Source organism: Streptomyces lunaelactis, assembly GCF_003054555.1.
Taxonomy (GTDB): Bacteria; Actinomycetota; Actinomycetes; order Streptomycetales; family Streptomycetaceae; genus Streptomyces; species Streptomyces lunaelactis.
This window is the reverse complement of the sequence record NZ_CP026304.1, coordinates 5,790,783-5,810,196: the sequence shown is the minus strand read 5'-3', so window position 1 is coordinate 5,810,196 and position 19,414 is coordinate 5,790,783. Positions and strand designations below refer to the sequence as shown.

At 70.9% G+C, this 19,414-nt stretch carries 16 protein-coding genes and 1 pseudogene; 8 read left to right on the top strand and 9 right to left on the bottom strand.

The genetic code is table 11. The features are described 5' to 3' along the window. Window positions 1-16 precede the first annotated feature (16 nt). On the bottom strand, window positions 17-1,123 hold the full coding sequence (locus tag SLUN_RS26960; RefSeq protein ID WP_108152535.1) for a ferritin-like domain-containing protein: 1,107 nt from the start codon (window positions 1,121-1,123) through the stop codon (window positions 17-19). Between the two features lie 167 nt (window positions 1,124-1,290). On the opposite strand from SLUN_RS26960, the gene SLUN_RS26955 reads away from it, so the two are divergent. After that, the gene (locus SLUN_RS26955) at window positions 1,291-2,226 is read left to right on the top strand and encodes an AurF N-oxygenase family protein (RefSeq protein ID WP_108152533.1); all 936 of its coding nucleotides are present in this window, start codon (window positions 1,291-1,293) and stop codon (window positions 2,224-2,226) included. A 74-nt stretch (window positions 2,227-2,300) separates the two neighbouring features. Beyond that, window positions 2,301-3,029: a TetR/AcrR family transcriptional regulator gene (locus SLUN_RS26950; protein ID WP_108152531.1), complete on the top strand. Its 729-nt coding sequence runs from the start codon at window positions 2,301-2,303 to the stop codon at window positions 3,027-3,029. A 36-nt stretch (window positions 3,030-3,065) separates the two neighbouring features. Here the strand turns inward: SLUN_RS26950 and SLUN_RS26945 are convergent, their stop codons facing one another. Further along, complete coding sequence (locus SLUN_RS26945; protein ID WP_108152529.1) at window positions 3,066-4,304, bottom strand: response regulator; 1,239 nt, start codon at window positions 4,302-4,304, stop codon at window positions 3,066-3,068. A gap of 424 nt (window positions 4,305-4,728) precedes the next feature. Then, window positions 4,729-5,904, bottom strand: coding sequence for a hypothetical protein (locus tag SLUN_RS26935; RefSeq protein WP_108152525.1), 1,176 nt, complete (start codon window positions 5,902-5,904; stop codon window positions 4,729-4,731). Window positions 5,905-6,120: 216 nt separating this feature from the next. Here SLUN_RS26935 and SLUN_RS26930 point away from each other — a divergent pair, with 216 nt between their 5' ends. Next, on the top strand, window positions 6,121-6,726 hold the full coding sequence (locus SLUN_RS26930) for an RNA polymerase sigma factor (RefSeq protein WP_108152523.1): 606 nt from the start codon (window positions 6,121-6,123) through the stop codon (window positions 6,724-6,726). Continuing rightward, on the top strand, window positions 6,719-7,720 hold the full coding sequence (locus tag SLUN_RS26925; RefSeq protein WP_108152520.1) for a hypothetical protein: 1,002 nt from the start codon (window positions 6,719-6,721) through the stop codon (window positions 7,718-7,720). Before SLUN_RS26930 ends, SLUN_RS26925 begins: the two co-directional genes overlap by 8 nt. 142 nt (window positions 7,721-7,862) lie before the next feature. Here SLUN_RS26925 and SLUN_RS26920 read toward each other — a convergent pair whose 3' ends face one another. After that, a complete protein-coding gene (locus SLUN_RS26920; RefSeq protein ID WP_108152518.1) occupies window positions 7,863-9,125 on the bottom strand; it encodes an ABC transporter substrate-binding protein in 1,263 nt (420 codons plus the stop codon). Between the two features lie 333 nt (window positions 9,126-9,458). On the opposite strand from SLUN_RS26920, the gene SLUN_RS26915 reads away from it, so the two are divergent. From SLUN_RS26915 to SLUN_RS26900, 4 genes and pseudogenes are all read left to right on the top strand, one after another. Next, window positions 9,459-9,734, top strand: a complete 276-nt coding sequence (locus SLUN_RS26915; RefSeq protein ID WP_108152516.1) for a DUF8847 domain-containing protein — start codon at window positions 9,459-9,461, stop codon at window positions 9,732-9,734. Window positions 9,735-9,771: 37 nt separating this feature from the next. Beyond that, window positions 9,772-11,032, top strand: a pseudogene (locus SLUN_RS42110) (protein kinase domain-containing protein); the annotation flags it as partial. Window positions 11,033-11,062: 30 nt separating this feature from the next. After that, window positions 11,063-12,187 carry an outer membrane protein assembly factor BamB family protein gene (locus tag SLUN_RS26905; RefSeq protein WP_442759043.1) on the top strand — a complete coding sequence of 375 codons (1,125 nt, stop codon included), beginning with the start codon at window positions 11,063-11,065 and terminating at the stop codon, window positions 12,185-12,187. 143 nt (window positions 12,188-12,330) lie between these two features. Continuing rightward, a complete protein-coding gene (locus tag SLUN_RS26900) occupies window positions 12,331-13,548 on the top strand; it encodes a C40 family peptidase (RefSeq protein ID WP_108152510.1) in 1,218 nt (405 codons plus the stop codon). Here the strand turns inward: SLUN_RS26900 and SLUN_RS26895 are convergent. The 5 genes from SLUN_RS26895 to SLUN_RS26875 form a co-directional block, all read right to left on the bottom strand. Continuing rightward, complete coding sequence (locus tag SLUN_RS26895; RefSeq protein WP_108152508.1) at window positions 13,491-14,756, bottom strand: styrene monooxygenase/indole monooxygenase family protein; 1,266 nt, start codon at window positions 14,754-14,756, stop codon at window positions 13,491-13,493. The two genes, SLUN_RS26900 and SLUN_RS26895, sit on opposite strands and share 58 nt — an antisense overlap. A 61-nt stretch (window positions 14,757-14,817) precedes the next feature. Beyond that, entirely contained in the window at window positions 14,818-15,450 is a 633-nt protein-coding gene (locus tag SLUN_RS26890) for a GTP-binding protein (protein ID WP_108152506.1), read from the bottom strand. Further along, window positions 15,431-15,847 (bottom strand): DUF742 domain-containing protein, encoded by a 417-nt coding sequence (locus SLUN_RS26885; RefSeq protein WP_108152504.1) that lies wholly within the window; start codon window positions 15,845-15,847, stop codon window positions 15,431-15,433. The genes SLUN_RS26890 and SLUN_RS26885 overlap by 20 nt, the downstream gene beginning before the upstream one ends. Further along, complete coding sequence (locus SLUN_RS26880; protein WP_108152502.1) at window positions 15,826-16,308, bottom strand: roadblock/LC7 domain-containing protein; 483 nt, start codon at window positions 16,306-16,308, stop codon at window positions 15,826-15,828. The genes SLUN_RS26885 and SLUN_RS26880 overlap by 22 nt, the downstream gene beginning before the upstream one ends. Beyond that, window positions 16,305-19,154 carry a sensor histidine kinase gene (locus SLUN_RS26875; protein WP_257153798.1) on the bottom strand — a complete coding sequence of 950 codons (2,850 nt, stop codon included), beginning with the start codon at window positions 19,152-19,154 and terminating at the stop codon, window positions 16,305-16,307. Before SLUN_RS26875 ends, SLUN_RS26880 begins: the two co-directional genes overlap by 4 nt. Window positions 19,155-19,414: the final 260 nt, after the last annotated feature.

Below are 19,414 nucleotides of genomic sequence, written 5' to 3'. Positions count from 1 at the left end.
GGTCGGCGTACGGGGACTACGGCTGCGCGCCGTCCTTGATCGCCTGCTCGACCTCCGAGACCCGCGCCTCCTCCTCCACCGCGAACCGCTCGCGGTCCAGCTGCTCCGCGATCTCTTCGTCCTGGGTCATCAGCAGGTCCAGGTTGGAGTTGCCCATCTCGAAGACGCCCATGTCGAGATAGGCCTTCTGCAGACGCTCTCCCCACAGCCCGATGTCCTTGACACACGGCACGATCCGGCTGAACAGCAGCTTCCGGAACAGCGCCAGGAATTCGGACTGCTCGGAGATCTCTTCGGCCTCCTTCCTGGCGATGCCGAAGTTCTCCAGGACCTCCACCCCGCGCAGCCTGTCGCGCATCAAGTAGCAGCCCTCGATGACGAATTCCTCGCGCTCGCGCAGCTCCGCGTCGCTGAGCTGCTTGTAGTAGTCGCGCAGCGCCATCCGCCCGAAGGCGACGTGCCGGGCCTCGTCCTGCATGACGTACGCGAGGATCTGTTTGGGCAGCGGCTTGTCGGTGGTGTCGCGGATCATGCCGAACGCGGCAAGGGCGAGGCCCTCGATCAGGACCTGCATGCCCAGATACGGCATGTCCCAGCGGGAGTCGCGCAGGGTGTCCCCGAGCAGCCCCTGGAGGTTGTCGTTGATCGGGTAGAGCATCCCGACCTTCTCGTGCAGGAAGCGGCTGTAGATCTCGGCGTGCCGGGCCTCGTCCATGGTCTGGGTGGCGGAGTAGAACTTCGCGTCGAGGTCGGGTACCGACTCCACGATCCGCGCGGCGCACACCATCGCGCCCTGCTCGCCGTGCAGGAACTGGCTGAACTGCCAGGAGGTGTAGTGCCGGCGCAGATCGCCCTTGTCCTTCTCGGTCATCTTCGCCCAGTGGCGGGTGCCGTAGAGGTTGAGCACCTCGTCGGGGGTGCCGAGTGGGTCGTACGGATCGACCTCCAGGTCCCAGTCGATCCGCGTGGCGCCGTCCCACTGCTTGTCCTTGCCCTTCTGGTACAGGGCGAGGAGGCGCTCGCGGCCGTCGTCGTACTCCCAGCTGAAGCGTGCCGCACCGGAGGCCGGGACCTGCCAGAGAGAGCTTTCGGGGGCGTTTTCGTAGAGGTCGTGCGTCGACACTGACGGCTCCTTCGCCTCATATCCCGTACATCTAAGGACACTTGGCAGGCTCACACGTTGGTAGACGAGGAGTCAACAAGTCGTGCGTGAGGGATTGACGGGCTTACTGACAGGCAGTCTCATAAGGGGCAACCTTTGGTAACCCCCATCACGAGGTGCCCTCAGCCATGACGACAGTGACCGAACGCGACGTGCAGCTGCTCCGCGACGCACTCGGCCCGCTCCGGGACCGCGAACAGGTCGCCGAGCGCCTGCTCGAGTCCTCCGCCAAGCACTCCTTCGACCCCGACAAGGAGCTCGACTGGGAGTCTCCCGTCGAGGACGGCAAGTGGTTCTGGCCACCGGAGCTGGTCTCCCTCTACGACACCCCCCTCTGGCACAGGATGTCCGAGGACCAGCGGATGGACCTGGCCAGGCACGAGGCCGCCTCGCTCGCCTCGCTCGGCATCTGGTTCGAGATCATCCTGATGCAGCTGCTGGTCAGGCACATCTACGACAAGTCCGTGACCAGCAGCCATGTGCGGTACGCGCTCACCGAGATCGCGGACGAGTGCCGGCACTCGATGATGTTCGCCAGGATGATCCAGAAAGGCGGGGCGCCCGCCTATCCGGTGCCGCGGGTCTACCACAATCTGGCGCGTGTCCTGAAGACCGTCTCGACCACGCCGGGTTCGTTCGCGGCGACGCTGCTCGGCGAGGAGATCCTCGACTGGATGCAGCGACTGACGTTCCCGGACGAGCGCGTCCAGACGCTGGTGCGCGGTGTCACTCGCATCCATGTGGTCGAGGAGGCGCGCCATGTGCGGTACGCCCGCGAGGAGTTGCGCCGCCAGATGGTGACCGCGCCACGCTGGGAGCAGGAGTTCACGCGGATCAGCTGCGGCGAGGCGGCGCGCGTCTTCTCCGTCTGCTTCATCAATCCGCAGGTGTACACCAACGTCGGGCTCGACCGCCGCAAGGCGGTCGCGCAGGTCAGGGCGAGCGGGCACCGGCGGGAGGTGATGCAGTCGGGGGCGAAGCGGCTGACGGACTTCCTTGATGACATCGGGATGTTGCGGGGGGCGGGGCGGAGGCTGTGGAAGAGCTCGGGCCTGCTGGCGTAGGTCGGGTCCGGTCCGGTTCGGTGGGTCCGGCCCGCTCCGGTCCTGTCCTCGAACAGTGCGGTTACGCTGCGAGCATGACCAGTCCCGCTCCCGTGACCCGTGCGTACCGACGGCTCAGCGTCGAGGAGCGCCGTACGCAGCTTCTCGCCGCCGCACTCACGCTCTTCGCGCACCGGCCGCCGGACGAGATCTCCCTCGACGACGTGGCCGGGGCGGCGGGGGTCTCCCGGCCGCTCGTCTACCGCTACTTCCCCGGCGGGAAGCAGCAGTTGTACGAGACGGCGCTGCGGTCGGCCGCCGACGAGCTGGAGCTCTGCTTCGCCGAGCCGACGGCGGGACCGCCGACCGAACGGCTCGCCCGGGTGCTCGACCGCTACCTCGTCTTCGTCGACGAGCACGACGCCGGGTTCAGCGCGCTCCTGCGCGGCGGGAGCGTCGCGGAGACGTCCCGTACGACCGCGATCGTCGACGAGGTGCGGCGGGCCGCGGCCGAGCATGTCCTGGTCCATCTCGGGGTGACCCGTCCGGGACTGCGGCTGCGGATGATGGTGCGCACGTGGATCGCGGCGGTGGAGGCGGCGTCGCTGATCTGGCTGGACGAGGGGAAGCAGCCGCCGTCCGACGAGCTGCGCGACTGGCTGGTGGACCACCTGATCGCGCTGCTGGCGGCGACGGCGACGACGGACGAGGAGACGGCGTCGGCGGTGAAGGACCTGCTGGCCCGGGAGGTGCCGGGGGGTCCGGTGGGGAGGCTGGCGCGGGGGGTCGGGCCGGTGGTGAGCGGAGCGGAGCACTTGCTGTAGGGGACCGCCGACTCGGCCCTGACCGTAAGTGCGGGCTCAGAGGCGTACGCGGTAGACGATCGGAGGGCGGCCGGTCCGGCCCGGCTGCCGGCTGCCCGTCGGTACGGCCACACCCGCCCGCTCCAGGCGCTTGAGGATGCGGCGGGCGGTGCGCTGCTGGACGGCGAGGTGCTCGGCCACCAGGTGCGCGGTGATGCCCTCCTCCGGATCCTTGGCGGCCAGTTCACGCAGCCTGTCCAGCGTCTTCGGGTTCAGTCCGACGCGGCGGGCGAGCGTCACCGTGCTCTCCGGGCCGGCCGCCGGTCCCTGTGATGCCGTCCCGGAACGCTCCTCGTCTATCACGATGTCGACGTCGTCGGTCATGCAGACCACCCCGGCCACCGCGCCCACCGAGCGGGCCCGGTTGACGGCGCGCCTGGCCAGCGACTCGGCCTCGGCGGCGGTGCGGCCGAGGCCGAAGCCCACGTGGGCGGTGCCGTGCCGGGCGGCGAGGTCGTCGAGGAAGGGGAGCCGGGTGAACTGCTCGCTCACCTTCTCCAGTACGCCGCGGGTGGTGACGACCAGCCGCTGCCCGTCGGGAAGATCGGCGAGGCTGCCGCCCAACACCCGCAGATCGGCGGACAGTTCCCGGTCGGCCGCCGGGAGATCGATGATGCCGAGGGCGACCTGGGCGTCCCCGCTGTGCGCTCCGGCCGTGACGAGCACGAGGGCCTGGAGTGTCGAGCGTATGGAATGCCGGGACGGAGCGAGACGTACGGCGTGCATCTCGTGGTCGAGCAGTTGGAAGGCCGGGCCGAGGCAGGTCAGGGCGACCCGGGTCCCCTTCCTGTCCCGCGCGGCGAGGTGGAACTCGGCGAGGTCCAGCGAGGTGAGCCCGGGCCGGTACGGCAGTACATGCACATGCTCGGTGGGGAGTTTCGCCTCGGTGAGCGTCTCCATGACCTCACTGCGGCGCAGGGTGTCGATGGAGATACGGGAGACGTCGTGACCGAGGCGGAGCAGTTCGACGAGGGCCCGCAGCAGCGTCGCGCCGCCGTACGGGATGTACATCGCGGGGCGGTCGACGAGGCCCGCGGCCGCGGCGAGCGTATGCGGCACGACACCGGTGAAGAGCAGGGCGTCCACGTCCGGCCCCACCCTCCCGACCACCTCGAGGGTCTCGTCCTCGTGCCGGCAGGGAAGGGCCACCAGCCGGTCCGCTCCGGCCGAGCCGCCGACCGCGACCACCTTGTCCACGAGGTCCTCGGGACCGATCACGCCGACCGTGATAGCCATCGGCCGGTCTCCGTTCTTCTGGAGTGTTCTGGGGTACCTCTGGACGGGCCCGCAACCGCGGCCGCCGCCCCGGATCCTACGAAGCTCCGAGTCGCCCCGGCAGACACAGGGTTGACGACCGGAAACAGCGGCCCTGATTTCGGCCCAGGCCAGAACCTCAGGCTTGCGGAGAGGGTAGTGCCCCGATGCCCGAACGGGAAATGCCGCTGCCAGGAGTTCTCGACCCGCACGGCCGCACCTTCGGCGAGGAGGAACGGGCCGCGGTCCTGCCCGTACTGGACTCGGCGGTGCGATGTGCACGCCCATGTGGGCCGCCGGCAGTTCCACCTGACCACCGGGGTCGCCGTGCTGACCGCGCAGGGCCGCACCTCCGTGCGGCCCTGCCAGTTCGTGCCGACGCTGCCGCCGGCTCATCCGTACGGGGTCAGCCCTCCAGTTTGGGCTCGAGTGCGGCGGAGACCATGTCGAAGATGCCCCAGTAGCCCTCGACCCAGCCGCTGTCGGGCAGCCCCGTGCTGGTGCTCACGTGGGTGAACGCCTCGACGCCGACCCAGCCCTGGAACTTTCCGGAGTCGTCGATGACCTGAAGCATCGGGCGGGGGTGCGAGTTGTACTTGTAGCAGGGCTGTCCCTGGGCCAGGGACTGGCACCAGTACTCCTCGGTGTTGCGCCGTCCCCCGCCGATCTCGGCGATGTAGCGCGCGCGGTCCTTGTCGGTGCCGGCGCAACTGGTACCGGGCTGCAGCCAGCCCATGCACGGGCTGCCGTTGCACTGCTTCCACGGGTTGGCGGCAGCACCGAACGACCAGGCTCCGCCCGAGCCTTCACGCCCTACGATGCCGACTCGGGTTTTCGGGTCGGCCGACGACGCCTTGGCCACGACGAAAGCGCCCTTGTAGGGCTGTGCGTTGTAGCGCGGGTCGGTGATCAGCTGGCTCATGGTGGCCCGGCTCTCGCGTCCCAGCGAGGCGTTGCTGCCGTACCCGACACCGAAGTTGGCGGTGTAGCTGGAGAATTCGCCCGGTGCGGGAATCGTCACGTTCCAGTTGTCCGGCTTGCTGTACGGGCCGTAGAACGTGGGGCTGGTGATACGGGCCGCGCCGCCGCCGGCCAGGCCGGCCTCCACGTTCCAGTACTCGGTGAGCGGATCCGTCAGCGGGGTGCCGGCCGCGTTCTTGGTCCACGTCACGGCGAGCCGGCCGTCGCTCGCGTAGCCGAAGGTGCCCTGGTAGCCACCCGTCGGATCACCCTTGTACCCGTCGACCGTGCGGACGGCACACGTGGGAACGCTGCCGCCGCAGTCGGCCGTCATCGCGTCCACCCGTACCGGCTGGTCCCGCTGGTGCCAGTACCAGTAGTTGGTGGTCACCGTGCCGTCGGTGTTGAAGACGTAGTACCCGAGCCGCACCCAGTTGCGGTAGTTGTTCTTCGACGCCAGGTCCATATGACCGACCGAGACGACCCAGTTCGCCTTGCCCCCGGGCAGGGGCTCGGCCGCCTGCGCCGGGCCCGCCGAAACCAGCATCGACATGAGAACAGCGAACACCGCGAGCAGCGCCCCGGCCGTCCTCTTCGCGACGTCTCTCACCGCGTGCGTCAACAGAACTCCACTCCCCCAAGGCGCACACACGGTCCGGGTACCGGCCGCCGATGTGCGCTGTTCTCGAAATACAGACCCTGACACTTCTCTTTACCCGAAGCCCACGATCGGGTTCACGGCCATGCGCTCCTCTCGTTCGCGACGCCGCCGTGAACCCATCCGCGGGCTTCGGGTAATAGAGGGTGGACCCGACCGACAACAGACACGAGAGACCGCGTGAATGGCTCATCTGGCAGACCCGACGAGGATGCCTCGATCATCGCCGGCTCCCTGGAGCAGCCCGAGCTCTTCGGCGAGCTGTACCACCGGCACGCCGCCGACATCCATCGGTATGCGGCCCGCCGGCTCGGCGAGTGCGCGGCCGAGGACATCACCGCCGACACCTTCCTGGCCGCGTTCCGCACGCGGGCGCGCTACGACCTCGCACGGCCGAACGCCCAGCCCTGGCTGTACGGCATTGCCGCCAACCTCATCGGAAAGCAGCGCCGCACCGAAGTACGGGCGCTCAGGGCACTGGCCCGCACCCACCACGACCCCGTGGCTGAATCCTGGACCGACCGCAGCGACAGCCGCGTCGCGGCCCAGGCCGCGCAGGGTCCGCTCGCGGGCGCCCTGGCAGGCCTGTCGGCGGGTGACCGGCATGTACTGCTGCTGGTCGCCTGGGCGGACCTCGGCTACCAGGAGGTCGCCGAAGCACTGTCCATCCCGGTGGGCACGGTGCGCTCCCGCCTCAACCGGGCCCGCAAGAAGGTCCGCATCGCTCTCGGCGGCGTGGACCCCACCCTCGTACGCGACTTCCAGGAGGTGGCCGGCCATGGATGAGATGACAGCAGTCCGGCAGCTGCGCGCCGACGCTCCCGTACCCGACCGCGCCCGGCTCACTCCGGCCCGGCAGCGGCTGCTGGACGAGATCGCCAGGCCGCAGCGCAGGCGCGGCGGGTGGAAGCTCGCGGCGGTCGGCGCAGCGGCCGCGGTGACGGCGGCCGCCCTGCTTTCGGCACTGCCTCTGAGGCAGGAGAACGCCGCGTCCGCGATGCCCACACCCCGGCCGCACCAGTGGGTCCACCAGAAGGTCCGGTGGGACACGTGGCAGTGCGGCACAGGCGCCAGCACCTACGGCTTCAGCGAAGCGGGCTCGTTCAATCTGGGGCCCTCTTCGCAGCCGTGCGTGGCGAAGCCCGCGAAGCCGCTGTACCAGAACAAGTGGATCCGCTACGACGGCGGAGCGCTTGCCACGCCGGACGAGAGCTCGGAGGACCCGGACGACGTGGACGTGTGGAACGGCCGCTATCAGGGAGGGTGGGAGATGCTCCCACCCCTGTCCTCGGACGCCCTGATGGCCGACCTCCCCGACGACCCGGACGCCGCGCTGACGATGATCCGCCGGCGGTCCATCCCCAGCCGGCTCGTGAGCACGCCGCGCCTGACCCAGGCCCAGCGCGACTTCGCCGAGATCGTGGAGGTCCTCTCCGGATCCCCCGTCATCGCGCCCGAGAAGGCCAGGACCATCTACCGGATCATCACCGGTCTTGGCGGAGTGACCCAGCCGATCGAGGTGACCGACGGGGCAGGACGGGCAGCCATCGCGATCGGCATCGACGGCAACTTCCGCGACTACTCGTACGAGCGCAACGGCGTGCAGGTACTGCTCGACCCGGAGACCTACGCCTACCAGGGCGTGCGGTACGTGGCCGGAATCGGCTACTACGTGGGCGGCAAGGCCTCGGGGGGACCCTTCGTGGCGAGGGGCACGGTGATCGCCACGGCCACCCGGGTCTCAACCGACATCGTGGACAAGGCCGGCCGGCGCCGCTGAACCGGTCCCCGGATGAGTCGTCCTCCTTCGCGAGCTGCGCCAGGCAGTCCACCACCGCTTGCCGTTGCGTCACGGGCAGCCCCGGCCCGTACGGGTCACACGCCGGCCTCGTCCGCCGGCCTCCTGCGCGTGGCCGCCTCGCTCAACGCCGGCGCGCCAGCAGGTCGTCGGCCGCCTTGGCCGCCGCGTCCAGGGCCTCCTTGGGGCTCTTCCTGCCCGTCAGCGCCGCCTGGACCTCCGGCGCGAGCAGCCCCATGAGCCGGCGCGCGGCCGGATTGGGCTCACCGGGGAAGACGTTCGCCAGGGCCGCCTGATACTGCTTCGCGTAGGGGGACTCGCTGGGCACCGTGACGTCCGTACGCGGCGAGAAGTAACCGCTCGCCCGGCCCAGGGACTTGATCTGCTGCGGCTGCGTCATGAAGGCGAGGAAGTTCTCCGCGCCCGCCGTGTTCTTGGACTTGGCGTTGATGCTGAGGGCGCCGGGGATACCGAACGCGACCTCCTTGGCCGGGCCCCTGAGCGGCCCGCCCACCAGGACGTTCTCGGGCCCCCAGGTCTTCGCGGCCAGATCGGCGTCGGAGAGGACGACGGAGTAGCCCATGGCTGCCTGCTGCTTGCCGAGTGCCTGGTCGGCGAGCAGGTTGGTGTTCGTCATCGACGACTTGGGAACCGAGCCCGCCTTGTAGAGGTCGGTGAGGAAGGTGAGCGCCTCGACACCCTCAGGGGCGTTGAAGGCGACCTTCTTGCCGTCCTTCGTGAAGACGCTGCCGCCCGCCTGCCAGAGCAGCGGATAGAAGTTGAGGTTCAGCGAGGCCTCGTTGCTGGCGGAGTAGTCGAGGAGGGCGACGCCGTTCTGCTTCAGCTTGGGGGCGGCAGCCTTGATCTCGTCCCAGGTGGCGGGCGGTGTGGTGATACCGGCGGCGGCCAGCAGCTTCCTGTTGTAGATGGTGGTCGTGACGGTCTGATAGATCGGCGCGCCGTAGATCCTGCCGTTCTGTTTCATCGCGTCCGTCGTGGCGGGCAGGAACTTGCCGATGCTCTCCTTGAGTGCCCCGTCCACCGGGCCGATGGCGCCACTGGCGGAGAACTGGGGAATCTGGTCCGGCGTCAGCAGGACGACATCCGGGCCCTTTCCGCCGCCGAACGCCGTGGCGATCTTCTGGTCGCGGTTCTCCCACGGCTGCTGCTCGATGGTCAGCGAGGTGCCCGGCTGCGCCTTCTCGAAGGCCTTCTCGATGCCGTCCCAATAGGCCGCACCGGCCTTCGGGTCGGCGATCACCGGGTACATCCAGACGGTCAGCTTCTTCGAGTTCGAGCCGCCGTTGCTCTCCTCGCAGGCGGAGAGCGACGCGGCGAGCATGAACAGTGCGAGAGGTGCGGTGGCGCGCTTGAAGCCTGTCTTCAATGGGGGCCTCCGGAAGGCCTGATGAGAAGGGAACACTGAGCTCCGCTGTTTCGGCCCGGGCCGAAACTAGTCGCGCGAGTCTTGGCCTGTCAATGACATCAGTGTCGGCGAACCACTCGGAACAGTTCGACGCGACGGTTCAGAGAGGGACCGCCGTCACTGTGAGCACACAGCTTCCTGTGCGCAGCTCACAACGAGCGCCGGTTCATCGTCCTCCACGACGGGATTGGCACCGTGGTCAACGTGCCGTCCATGCTCACGTCATGACCATTCACCGGACGGCGCGCGCGCCCGGTGCGGGCGGCGTGGTCGGCCTGCGTGAGACTTGCCCCTGTGAAAAGCGAGAACACCCCCTTTGTGGGCGGGCCGCTGGACGGGCGCGTGCTGCCGGTCCTCGTCGGGCCGACAGGCCATCCGCCGAAGTGGTACGAGATCCCCGTGCCGAACGCCGACGGCGGCCCGCCGACGGTGCACGCGTACCGGCGCGTCCCGTCCGGCTACAGCAAGCGCCTCGGGCTGCAGCGCGGCTGGAAGTACGAGTACGCGCCCGGGGGCGTGGAACGGCGCGCGCTGAAGTGGCCCTGGTCGAAGCCGAACAGCGCGCCATAAGATCGCGGGGACCGTGCCGCCAGGGGGGATGCTCGCGATGGAGCCGCTGCAGCAGGACGATCCGCACCGGATCGGGCCGTTCACCGCGCTCGCGCGCTTCCGGGAGTCGGCGGTCAGCGTCCACTACCTGGCGCGGGGGGCGGACGGCGCGACGGCGGTCGTGTCCGTGGCCCGGCCCGAGCTCGCCGCGCTGCCGGCGTTCCGGCGCCGCTTCCAGTCGGAGACGCGGCGGACGGAGCGGCTCGCGGGCGGCTGGGTGGCGCCGATCGATTCGAGCACGGACGGGCAGGCGCTGTGGACGGCGAGCCCGTACGTCCCCGCGCTGACCCTGCGTGAGGCGATCGCGATCGCCGGGCCGTTGCCGGAGCGGGCGGTACGGATACTGGGCGCGGCGCTCGCGGAAACGCTGTCCCGGGTGCATGCCGCGGGGGCGGTGCTGCACGGGCTCGCGCCCGACACGGTGCTCCTGGCGGCGGACGGGCCGCGGCTCACGGCCTTCGGGGTGCTGGGCGCGGCGGCGGTCGCGGAGGCGCACCCGGACGGGCAACTGAGCGTGAAGCTGGGCTATCTGACCCCGGAACAGGCGACGGGCGCGAAGCCGGGCCCGGCGTCGGACATCTTCGTACTGGGCCTGCTGCTGGCGTACGCGTCGACGGGCACGACCCCGTTGGCGGACGCGGACCGCATCACCCACGGCGAGCCGGACCTGGACGGCGTCCCGGGCGAACTGCGCCCGCTGGTGGCGCACTGCCTGGCAAAAACCCCGGACGACCGCCCTTCGGCGGGCACGGTGGCGGCGGAGCTGGCCCTGGAGGGCGCGGCGGCACTGGCCCGGGACGGCTGGCTCCCGCCGACTCTGGTAACGGCGTTGGAGGCCCAGTCGGCGAGGGTGACGGCGCTGGCGGAGGGTGCCACCAGCAGTCCGCAACGGGCCGGCGGCGGAGCCGCCGTGGCCCCGGGCGGCCCAGCCCCGGGCAGCAGCCCGGACACGCTGCTCATCAACCGCGGGATCGGCGGCGGTATGCGGGGGGACCGGGTCACCTCGCAACTCGCCCTGCCGGCCGCGCGGAGCCCGCAGGGCGCGCCCGCCCTCGCTCCCCTCCGCCCACACCCTCCGGCCACACCCTCCCACCGCGCCCCAGCAGCCCGCCGTACCCCAGCCCGCCGTACCCGGGCGCCGCGCATTGCTCACCGGGGTCGTTGCCGGCGTCGTCGGGCTCGCCGTTGGCGGCGGTGCCGGGTACGGCCTGGCCCCCGGGGACTCGGACAAGACACCCGCCACAGCCGCGCCCGCGCCTAAGCGCAGCCCGATCGCCGGGCTGCCGCCGGTGCCCGTGTGGAAGTACGAGCATCCCGCGGAGGCCGGGCAGTTCAGTGCCTCCGTTCATCAGGGCCGCGTGCTCGTCCTGACCGGCCGGGAGCAGTCCGCGGGGATCGACCTGCGCACCGGGCGGCCGCTCTGGCAGCGCACCCAGGCCGCGGCGCTCTCCCGCGCGCTTCCGGTCGACGGCGAGCTCTGCTTCGTCGACGCCCCCGACGCGTTCCTGTGGATCGCCGTGCGGGACGGGCAGGTCAGACACAGGGTCGCCAAGACCACACTCGCGGGGCCCGGCGAGACCCTGACCCTCACGGGCACTGCGGGCTGGGACGGAACAACGGTCTGGATGACCGGGCGGGTCAAGAAGGGCGCCGCCCTCCTCTCGTACCTCTTCGCGTACGACCTCGCCGCCCGCGAGTGGCTGTGGCGCACGCCCGTCGCGGCGGGCGCTCCCCCGGACGGCCCGCAGTACGACGTGGTCGCCGTCCGCCCCGCCGACATCGTCGTACGGCAGGACGCGCGCACCATCACGCCCGCGCAGCGGACCGCCGCCAAGGGCACGTCCGTGCTGTTCGCCTTCGACCGGAAGACGGGCAAGAAGCTCCGGTCGTTCCGGCTCGCCGGCGTCCATCCCTCCGCCGCCCTCGTGGGCGACGCGTCGGACAGGCTGTTCGCCTCCTCGGCCGGCGAGCTGCACGCGTACAACAGCCGTACCGCCGCACGCCTGTGGCGAGTGGCTCGGGCCAAGGCGGCACCGGGCGAAACCGGGGTCTTCGCGTTCGGGAGCGGGATCCTCAGCGGCCCCATGCTGTACGCAGCCAACCGCCACCAGGAGGTCGCCGCGGTCGACACTGCGAACGGCCGGCAGCTGTGGCGCCGCTCCACCGAGGCACCCGCTACGAGTGAGATCCCGGGGACTGCCTTCAGCGGCAGCGGGCGCACGGTGCTCGCGTACGACAGCGTGCAGCTCACCGCCTTCGCCGCGCGCGACGGCAAGCGGCTGTGGAAGTTCCAGGAAGCGGGCGCGGAGGACAGCGGCACGGACGCACCTCGCTACAGGCCCCTGACCGGCGGCAGCGGCCGGAACCTCGTCGTCCGGCGGGGCAGGACCTTCTACGCGCTGCCGGTCGACTGACACGCCGCCAGATCCGCGTGCTCCGCCTCGACGAGTGACCGTATTGCGCTGAATCGACCACTCGCGGGGCGGTCCGGCCGGCGCCGTCGCATGATCGGCCTTGAGGTGGACGGCCGGCCCACCCCACAGCCGGAGGTGATGAGGTGTCAGGCAGAGTGCTCCGCTCGGTCTGTACGGCGGCGCTGGCCGCCGTCACGGCGCTCGCGGCGGTGCCGGCGCCCCCGGCCACCGCAGAACCCACCGCCGAACCCACAGCCGAACCCTCAGCCGAACCCTCGGGCCGGCCCGGCCAGTCCGCCGTCTCCACCGTCTCCACGATGCTGACCAACCTTCAGACGCTCTACCGCCAGGCCGAAGAAGCCGGCGAGACCTACAACGCGACCGAGGAACAGCTCAGGACACAGCAGGCCAGAACCGCCCGGCTCGCCCGCGACCTCGCCAGGGCGCGCAACGCCGTCGTCATGAGCCGGGGTGACGCGGGGCGGCTCGCCCGCGAGCAGTACCAGGGCAGCTCCGAGCTCTCCACCTACCTCCAGCTGCTGCTCGCCCGCAACCCGCAGCAAGCCCTCGACCAGGACCATCTGATCGAGCGCGCGGCCACCGGCCGGCTGGCGACCATGGCCCGGCTCGACGTGGGCGCGAAGCGGGCGGACACACTGGCGGCCGAGTCCCGCAAGGCCCTCGCCAAGGAGCAGGTCCTCGCCGCGAGGCAGAAGCAGGCGCGCGACAGAGCCACCTCGCGGCTGAAGGCGGTCGAGGCGCTGCTCGCCTCGCTCACCACCGAGGAGATCGCCGGACTGGCCGCCCAGGAGCAGTCCGACACCGCCGAGGCCCAGGAGAAGCTTCTCGCCACGGGCGTGCTCGACGGCAAGCGCACGCCGTCCGAGGAGGGCGTGCGAGCGCTGGACTACGCCGTCGAGCAGGTCGGCAAGCCGTACCTGTGGGGCGCGGAGGGCCCGGAGTCCTACGACTGCTCGGGGCTGACCTCCCAGGCCTGGGCGAGTGCGGGGCGCTCCATCCCTCGTACGTCCCAGGAGCAGTGGGAGGAACTCCCGAAGGTGTCACTGGACCGGCTCCGCCCCGGTGACCTGGTGATCTACTTCCCCGAGGCCACGCATGTGGCGATCTACCTGGGCGACGGCATGGTCGTCCAGGCCCCGCGCCCCGGCACCCGCGTCAAGGTCTCCCCGATCGCGGCGAACCCGCTGCTCGGCGCGGTACGCCCGGACCCGGCCGGCAGCCCGCTGAGTACGTACACCCCGCCGCGGCTCCCGGACGGAGCCACGGCGGGGCCGGACACCGGCTACTCCGGGACGGAGGATCCCGATGCCCCGGACGCCGAGGACACCTCCGTCAGGTAGGCGTCGGTCAGCGCCGGGTCGTAGAAGAAGTTCTCGAAGTCCGCGGGGTTGTTGAAGCCGTTCGCGAACCGGTCGGCGACCGGCTGGAGGCCGCCCGCCGCGCCGATGAGGTTGAGTACGTGCTCCGGCGGGACGCCGAGCATCGCGTTCGTCCACTTGGTGACGTGCTGCGCGGTGTCCCAGTAGCGGTCGAAGGTCGACTGCATCCACGCCTCGTCGAAGGGCCGGTCGCCGTGCTCGGTGATCGAGGAGAGGTACGCGGCGGCGCACTTGGACGCCGAGTTGGAGCCCTGGCCGGTGATCGGGTCGTTGGCCACGACGACATCGGCGACCCCGAGGACGAGTCCGCCGCCCGGCAGGCGCCCGATGGGGTTGCGCACGGTGGGGGCGTACCGGCCGGCGAGCGTCCCGCTTCCGTCGGTCAGTTCGACCTTGGTGGCGCGCGCGTACTCCCAGGGCGTGAACCTCTCCATGAGCTCGAGGGTCAGGGAGAGATGCTCGGCGGGGTCCTTGATGCCCTGGAAGGCATCGAGCGGCCCGCCCGGGATGCCTTCCCAGAAGAGGATGTCGGCGCGGCCGGTGGTGGTGAGGGTCGGCATCACGAAGAGCTCGCCGACGCCCGGGACGAGGTTGCAGCGGACCGCGTCGTAGTCGGGGTGCTCGGGGCGCGGGCCCATGCCGTGGACATAGGCGACGGCCAGCGCGCGCTGCGGGGCGTCGTACGGGGAGCGGGACGCGTCCCGGCCGAACATCGAGACGAGCTCGCCCTTGCCCGCGGAGACCATGACCAGGTCGTACGTACGGGAGAAGAAGTCCAGGTCGGACACTGCCGCGCCGTGGATGACGAGCTGGCCGCCGCGCTGGGCGAAGGTCTCCATCCAGCCGGCCATCTTCACGCGCTGGTCGACGGACTGGGCGTAGCCGTCCAGCGTGCCGACCCAGTCGATCGGACGGGTGGAGTCGGGCGCGGCGACGGAGACGCCGAGGCCCTCGATACGCGGGGCCTGGGACTCCCAGAAGTTGATGCCCAGGTCGCGCTCGTGCTGCAGCGCCGTGTGGAACATGCACTGCGTGGACATGATCCGGCCGGACCGGATCTCGTCCGCGGTGCGGTTGGACATCAGGGTGACCTCGTAGCCCTGCGACTGGAGTCCGAGGGCGAGCTGGAGACCGGACTGACCGGCTCCGACTATGAGTATCTTCCGCATCGAGGGAGTCTCTTTCGTCAGTTCAGGGCGCTTTTCAGGGCTGTGCGGCTATGCGCGGCGGCTAGGGCGTGGCTTCGAGGGCGTGGGCGCACAGCGCGAGCAGCGACTCGATCACCGTGATCCGGTTCCGGGCGTCCATGATCACAATTGGCACGTGCGGCGGCACCGTCAGGGCCTCGCGTACGTCCTCGGCCTCGAACGGCTCCGAACCCTCGAAGTGGTTGACGGCGACGATGTACGGCAGCCCCGAGCTCTCGAAGTAGTCGAGCGCCGGGAAGCAGTCCGGCAGCCTTCGGGTGTCGGCCAGCACGACCGCGCCGATCGCCCCGCGCACCAGGTCGTCCCACATGAACCAGAAGCGCTGCTGTCCGGGCGTCCCGAAGACGTACAGCACCAGATCGTCGTCGAGGGTGATCCGGCCGAAGTCCATCGCGACGGTGGTGGTGAGTTTCTCGGGCGTGGCGGAGAGATCGTCGGTCTCCTCGCTCGCCCGCGTCATCAGCGCCTCGGTCTGCAGCGGCGTGATCTCGGAGACCGCCCCGACGAAGGTCGTCTTGCCGACGCCGAAACCGCCCGCGACCACGATCTTGGTGGCGATGGGGGCCCGGGTGTGGTCCAACTGCCAGGCCCGCGGCTCCTCTTCGGGCTGCGGACGGGACCGGGCGAGGAGCGTGTCAGAGGCGGCGGAGTCCACTCAGCACCCTTTCGAGCAGCGCGCGGTCGGGCTGGCCGGAGCCGTGCCCGGTCCCGTACACACGGATCTTTCCCTGGTCGGCCAGGTCGCTGAGCAGCACCCGGACGACACCCAGCGGCATCTTCAGCAGCGCCGATATCTCGGCGACGGTACGCATACGGCGGCACAGCTCGACGATGGCCCGCAGTTCGGGCATGACGCGCGAGGAGAGATCGCCGTTCGGCAGTTCCCTGCGCTCGGCCGGTGCTTCGAGCGCCGCGACGAAGGTCTCGACGAGCAGCACATGGCCGAAACGGGTGCGGCCGCCGGTGAGTGAGTACGGCCGGACCCGGGCGGGGCGTCGGCCGTCGCCGCGCACCGGAAGTCTGGGGGGCGTCACTGGGCGCTCTCCATGGATTTGCGCAGTTCGCTGCGGAGTTCGGGGGTGAGGACATGTCCCGCACGACCGACGAAGAGGGCCATGTGGTAGGCGACGACGCTCATGTCGCAGTCGGGAGCGGTGTTCACTCCGAGCAGCGAGCCGTCACTGATCGACATGACGAAGACGCTGCCCTCCTCCATCGCGACCATCGTCTGCTTGACGCCGCCGCCGTCCATCAGCTTCGCGGCACCGATGGTGAGGCTGCCGATTCCGGAGACGATGGTGGCGAGGTCCGCGCTGGAGCCCTTGGGGCCTTCCCTGCGGTTGTTGGCGGCCGATCCGCCCTTCTGCGCGGGGTCGGAGGAGAGCAGCAGCAGTCCGTCGGACGACACGACGGCGACCGAGCGGGCCCCTGGCACCTCCTCCACGAGATTGCTCAACAACCAGTGCAGATTGCGGGCTTCGCTGCTCAGGCCGAATGTGCCGGTCGCAGTCAACTGCGTGCCTCCTCGACTGTGTCCCCCGCTTCTTCTGTTGTTGTACGTGTGTGCTCTTCGTGTCCGGCCTGTTCCGCGATCTCCGCCTCGGCGTCGCGGCGGCCGTCCTTGGCGCCCTGGTGGAAGCCGCCGAGGCGGCGCCGCAGGGCGTCGGCGTCGACGCTTCCGGTGCGCTCGCCGGGGGCGGCGGTGGCGGGCTTGACGACCTTAGGGGTGCGCTTGGGCAGGCCCTTGCCTGTGACGCGCTCCCACCTCGGTCCGGTCGACGGCTCAGGGTCGGGCTCGGGCTCGGGCTCCGCGTCCGGCTCGTGGTGCGCTTCGGGCTGAGGCTCGGGCGCCAATGCCGACTCGGGCCGAGGCTCGGGCGCCGGGTCCGGCAGCCGCATCGCGAACGTCTCCTCGTCGACCCCGTTGCCGGTGGTCTCCGGGTCGCCGTCCGCCGTCCGCTCGTGCGCGTCCGGCTCCGCCTCGCGGATCGCCTGCTCGGCGGCCACCACGAGCGGGTCCACGAGCGGGTCCACCAGGGGGTCCACGAGCGGGTCCACCGGGCGGTCCAGCGCGCGGCGAGAACTGCCCGGCAGCGCATTGGAGTTGGCCTCCGCCACCGACCCGGGCAGCTGCAGCGTGGGCGCCGCCCCCGCCATGGTCACGGAGTGCGACTCGGCCGCCGGCGGCTCGGCGGGCAGCAGTGCCTTCGTCAGCACCACGACCGCCGTGACCCCGCCCTGCTTCTGCTCGCGCAGCTGGATCCGTACGCCATGACGCGCGGCCAGCAGCGCGGCCACCCGCAGTCCTAGCCCCTCGCCGTCCCGGCCCGCCCGGGTCTCGTACGCCTCGGGCTCCTCCAGCCACGCGTTGAGCTCGCTCATGCGTCCGGCGGTCATCCCGATGCCGGTGTCCTGCACGGAGAGCATTACCTCGCCGCCCTCCAGCAGCCAGCCGGACAGCTCGACCTGGGCGTCCGGCGGCGAGAAGGAGGTGGCGTTCTCCAGGAGTTCGGCGATCAGGTGGCTGAGGTCGTCCGCGGCGAAGCCGGCGACCTGGGCGTGCGGTGGCAGGGACTGGATGACGACCCGCTCGTACCGCTCGATCTCACTGACGGCCGCGCGCAGTACGTCGACGAGAGGTACCGGTCCGGCGTGCCCCTGCCCGTGCTCGGCGCCCGCCAGGACCAGCAGGTTCTCGCTGTGCCGGCGCATGACCGTGGCCATGTGGTCGAGCTTGAAGAGCGTGGCGAGCCGCTCGGGGTCGGGCTCGCGCTCCTCCAGCTTCTCGATCACGCTGAGCTGCCGCTCGACCAGGCCGAGCGTGCGCAGGGAGAGGTTGACGAAGGTGTGCTGGACGGTGTGGCGCAGCCGTTCGAGATCGGCGGTGATGTGCTCGGTGCGCTCCTGGAGTTCGACGCGGCCGGCGGCCAGTTCCGCGGCCAGCGCGTCGCGGGCGTCGACCAGCTCCGCGCGGTCGCGCTCCAGCCGCTCCGCCCGTACGCCGAGGTCCCGCAACTTGCCGTGCAGGGTGTTGAGGGACCGTACGACCTGTGCGAACTCGTCGTTGCGGCCGGTGAAGCGGACCGGCTCCTCCCCCTCGGGGGCCGCCGCGAGACGGGCCGCGCCGATCCGCAGGACGGCGAGCGGGCGGGTGAGCGTACGGGCGACGGCGCTGGACACGCCGATGGCGACGATCAGCAGGCCGCCCAGCAGCGCGATCCGCACCTCCAGCGCGGTGACGTCGTCGTCGCGCAGCTGCGCGAAGCGCTCGGTCTGGCCGGAGGCGAGGGAGGACTCGGCGCCACGCATCTGCTCGATGCGGGCGGTGAGCGAGGACTCGAGCTTCTCGCGGTTGGACTTGCGGTCGCCGGGGGAGAGCTCGGGCTGGTCGGTGAGCCGGGCGAGGTAGAGCTCGGCGGTCTTGACCTCGGGTCCGGTGACGGTGGCTGCCAGCTTGTCGCGGGCGCCCTTGGCGGCGGCCTGGTCGAAGTCGGCGAGCGCGGCGAGTTCCCGCACCCGGGACTGCTGGGCGGCGGCGCTCAGCGCGTTGCGCGTAAGGTCGTCCGCCCCGTCATCATCGCCCTCGTCCTGTACGGGGAGTCCGGTGATCGGGTCGTAGGCGGGGGTGCTCTCCTGCCGGGGCACCGAGAGCGCGGCGAGCAGCAGCCCGCGGGTGGCCGAGGCCTGCTCGACCGCGAGGCCGAGAGCGGCGGGCGCGCGGCTACGGTCGGCGGCGCGTGGAGGGGTCTTCTCGGCGAGCTCGTCGGACAGGGCGTGCAGGCTCGCGATGACGGCGGAGTAGGCGCGGTGGGCCTCGATCGCCGTGCCCTTGCCGGTGAGGGCGCTGCGGCGGACGGAGGGGACGGTGGCGAGGCCGCGGCGCAGCTCGGCGTGGTCGGCCAGGACGCTGCCGCCGAGCTCGTCGATCTCGTCGATCTGCCGGTCGACGCGGGCGCCGCGGCTGGCGGAGATCTCGCGACGGTCCTCCTTGTCGCCCTGCTGGTCGTCGCGGCCGGCCGCGATGTACGCGCTGACCTCGTCGCGCTCGTCGGCGAGGGAGTGGGCCAGGGTGACGGCCTGGCGGTTGAGCCCGGCGAGGGTGACCAGGCTCTGGGAGTCCGTCAGTTCGGCGGAGGTGGCGAGGATGCCGGGGGTGCCGGCCGCGATGACGACCAGGCTGACGGCGGCGACACCGGCGACGAGCCGGGTGCGTACGCGTACGGCGCGTCCGCGCGCGGCGGGGCCGGGCGTCGTGTCCTGCGGGGCCTGTGGGCCCTGTGGGACCGGGGTGGCCAGGGGCTGGATGCCCGGGGTTTCGGAGGGCGTGCCGCCTTTGCCCCGAGGCCGCTTCTTCTGCACCGGTGCTCGCAATCTTGCTTGACTCGTCCACCCATGAATCAGAGATGACGACCGGTCACACGCGAGAGCCCCACCCCTGGTACGGCTTACGACCATTCCAGCGCTTTTGGGAGGGAGGCGCACATCGGCCGCTCCGCCACCCGAACGAGTGAACAGCACTCAGGAGTTGGCAAACAACTCGCCTCTGCGGCCGGCGCGCTGCTTCACGGGCAGCGGGCTGGATCTTCCGGCCGGGCTTTGGCAGGATGCGCGCCCGCAGC

What these genes read in the sequence shown, in the direction of transcription:
- SLUN_RS26955 (WP_108152533.1), top strand. Translation starts at nt 1,291, where the DNA reads ATGACGACAGTGACCGAACGCGACGTGCAGCTGCTCCGCGACGCACTC.
- SLUN_RS26950 (WP_108152531.1), top strand. Translation starts at nt 2,301, where the DNA reads ATGACCAGTCCCGCTCCCGTGACCCGTGCGTACCGACGGCTCAGCGTC.
- SLUN_RS26945 (WP_108152529.1), bottom strand. Translation starts at nt 4,304, where the DNA reads ATGGCTATCACGGTCGGCGTGATCGGTCCCGAGGACCTCGTGGACAAG.
- SLUN_RS26925 (WP_108152520.1), top strand. Translation starts at nt 6,719, where the DNA reads ATGGATGAGATGACAGCAGTCCGGCAGCTGCGCGCCGACGCTCCCGTA.
- SLUN_RS26895 (WP_108152508.1), bottom strand. Translation starts at nt 14,756, where the DNA reads ATGCGGAAGATACTCATAGTCGGAGCCGGTCAGTCCGGTCTCCAGCTC.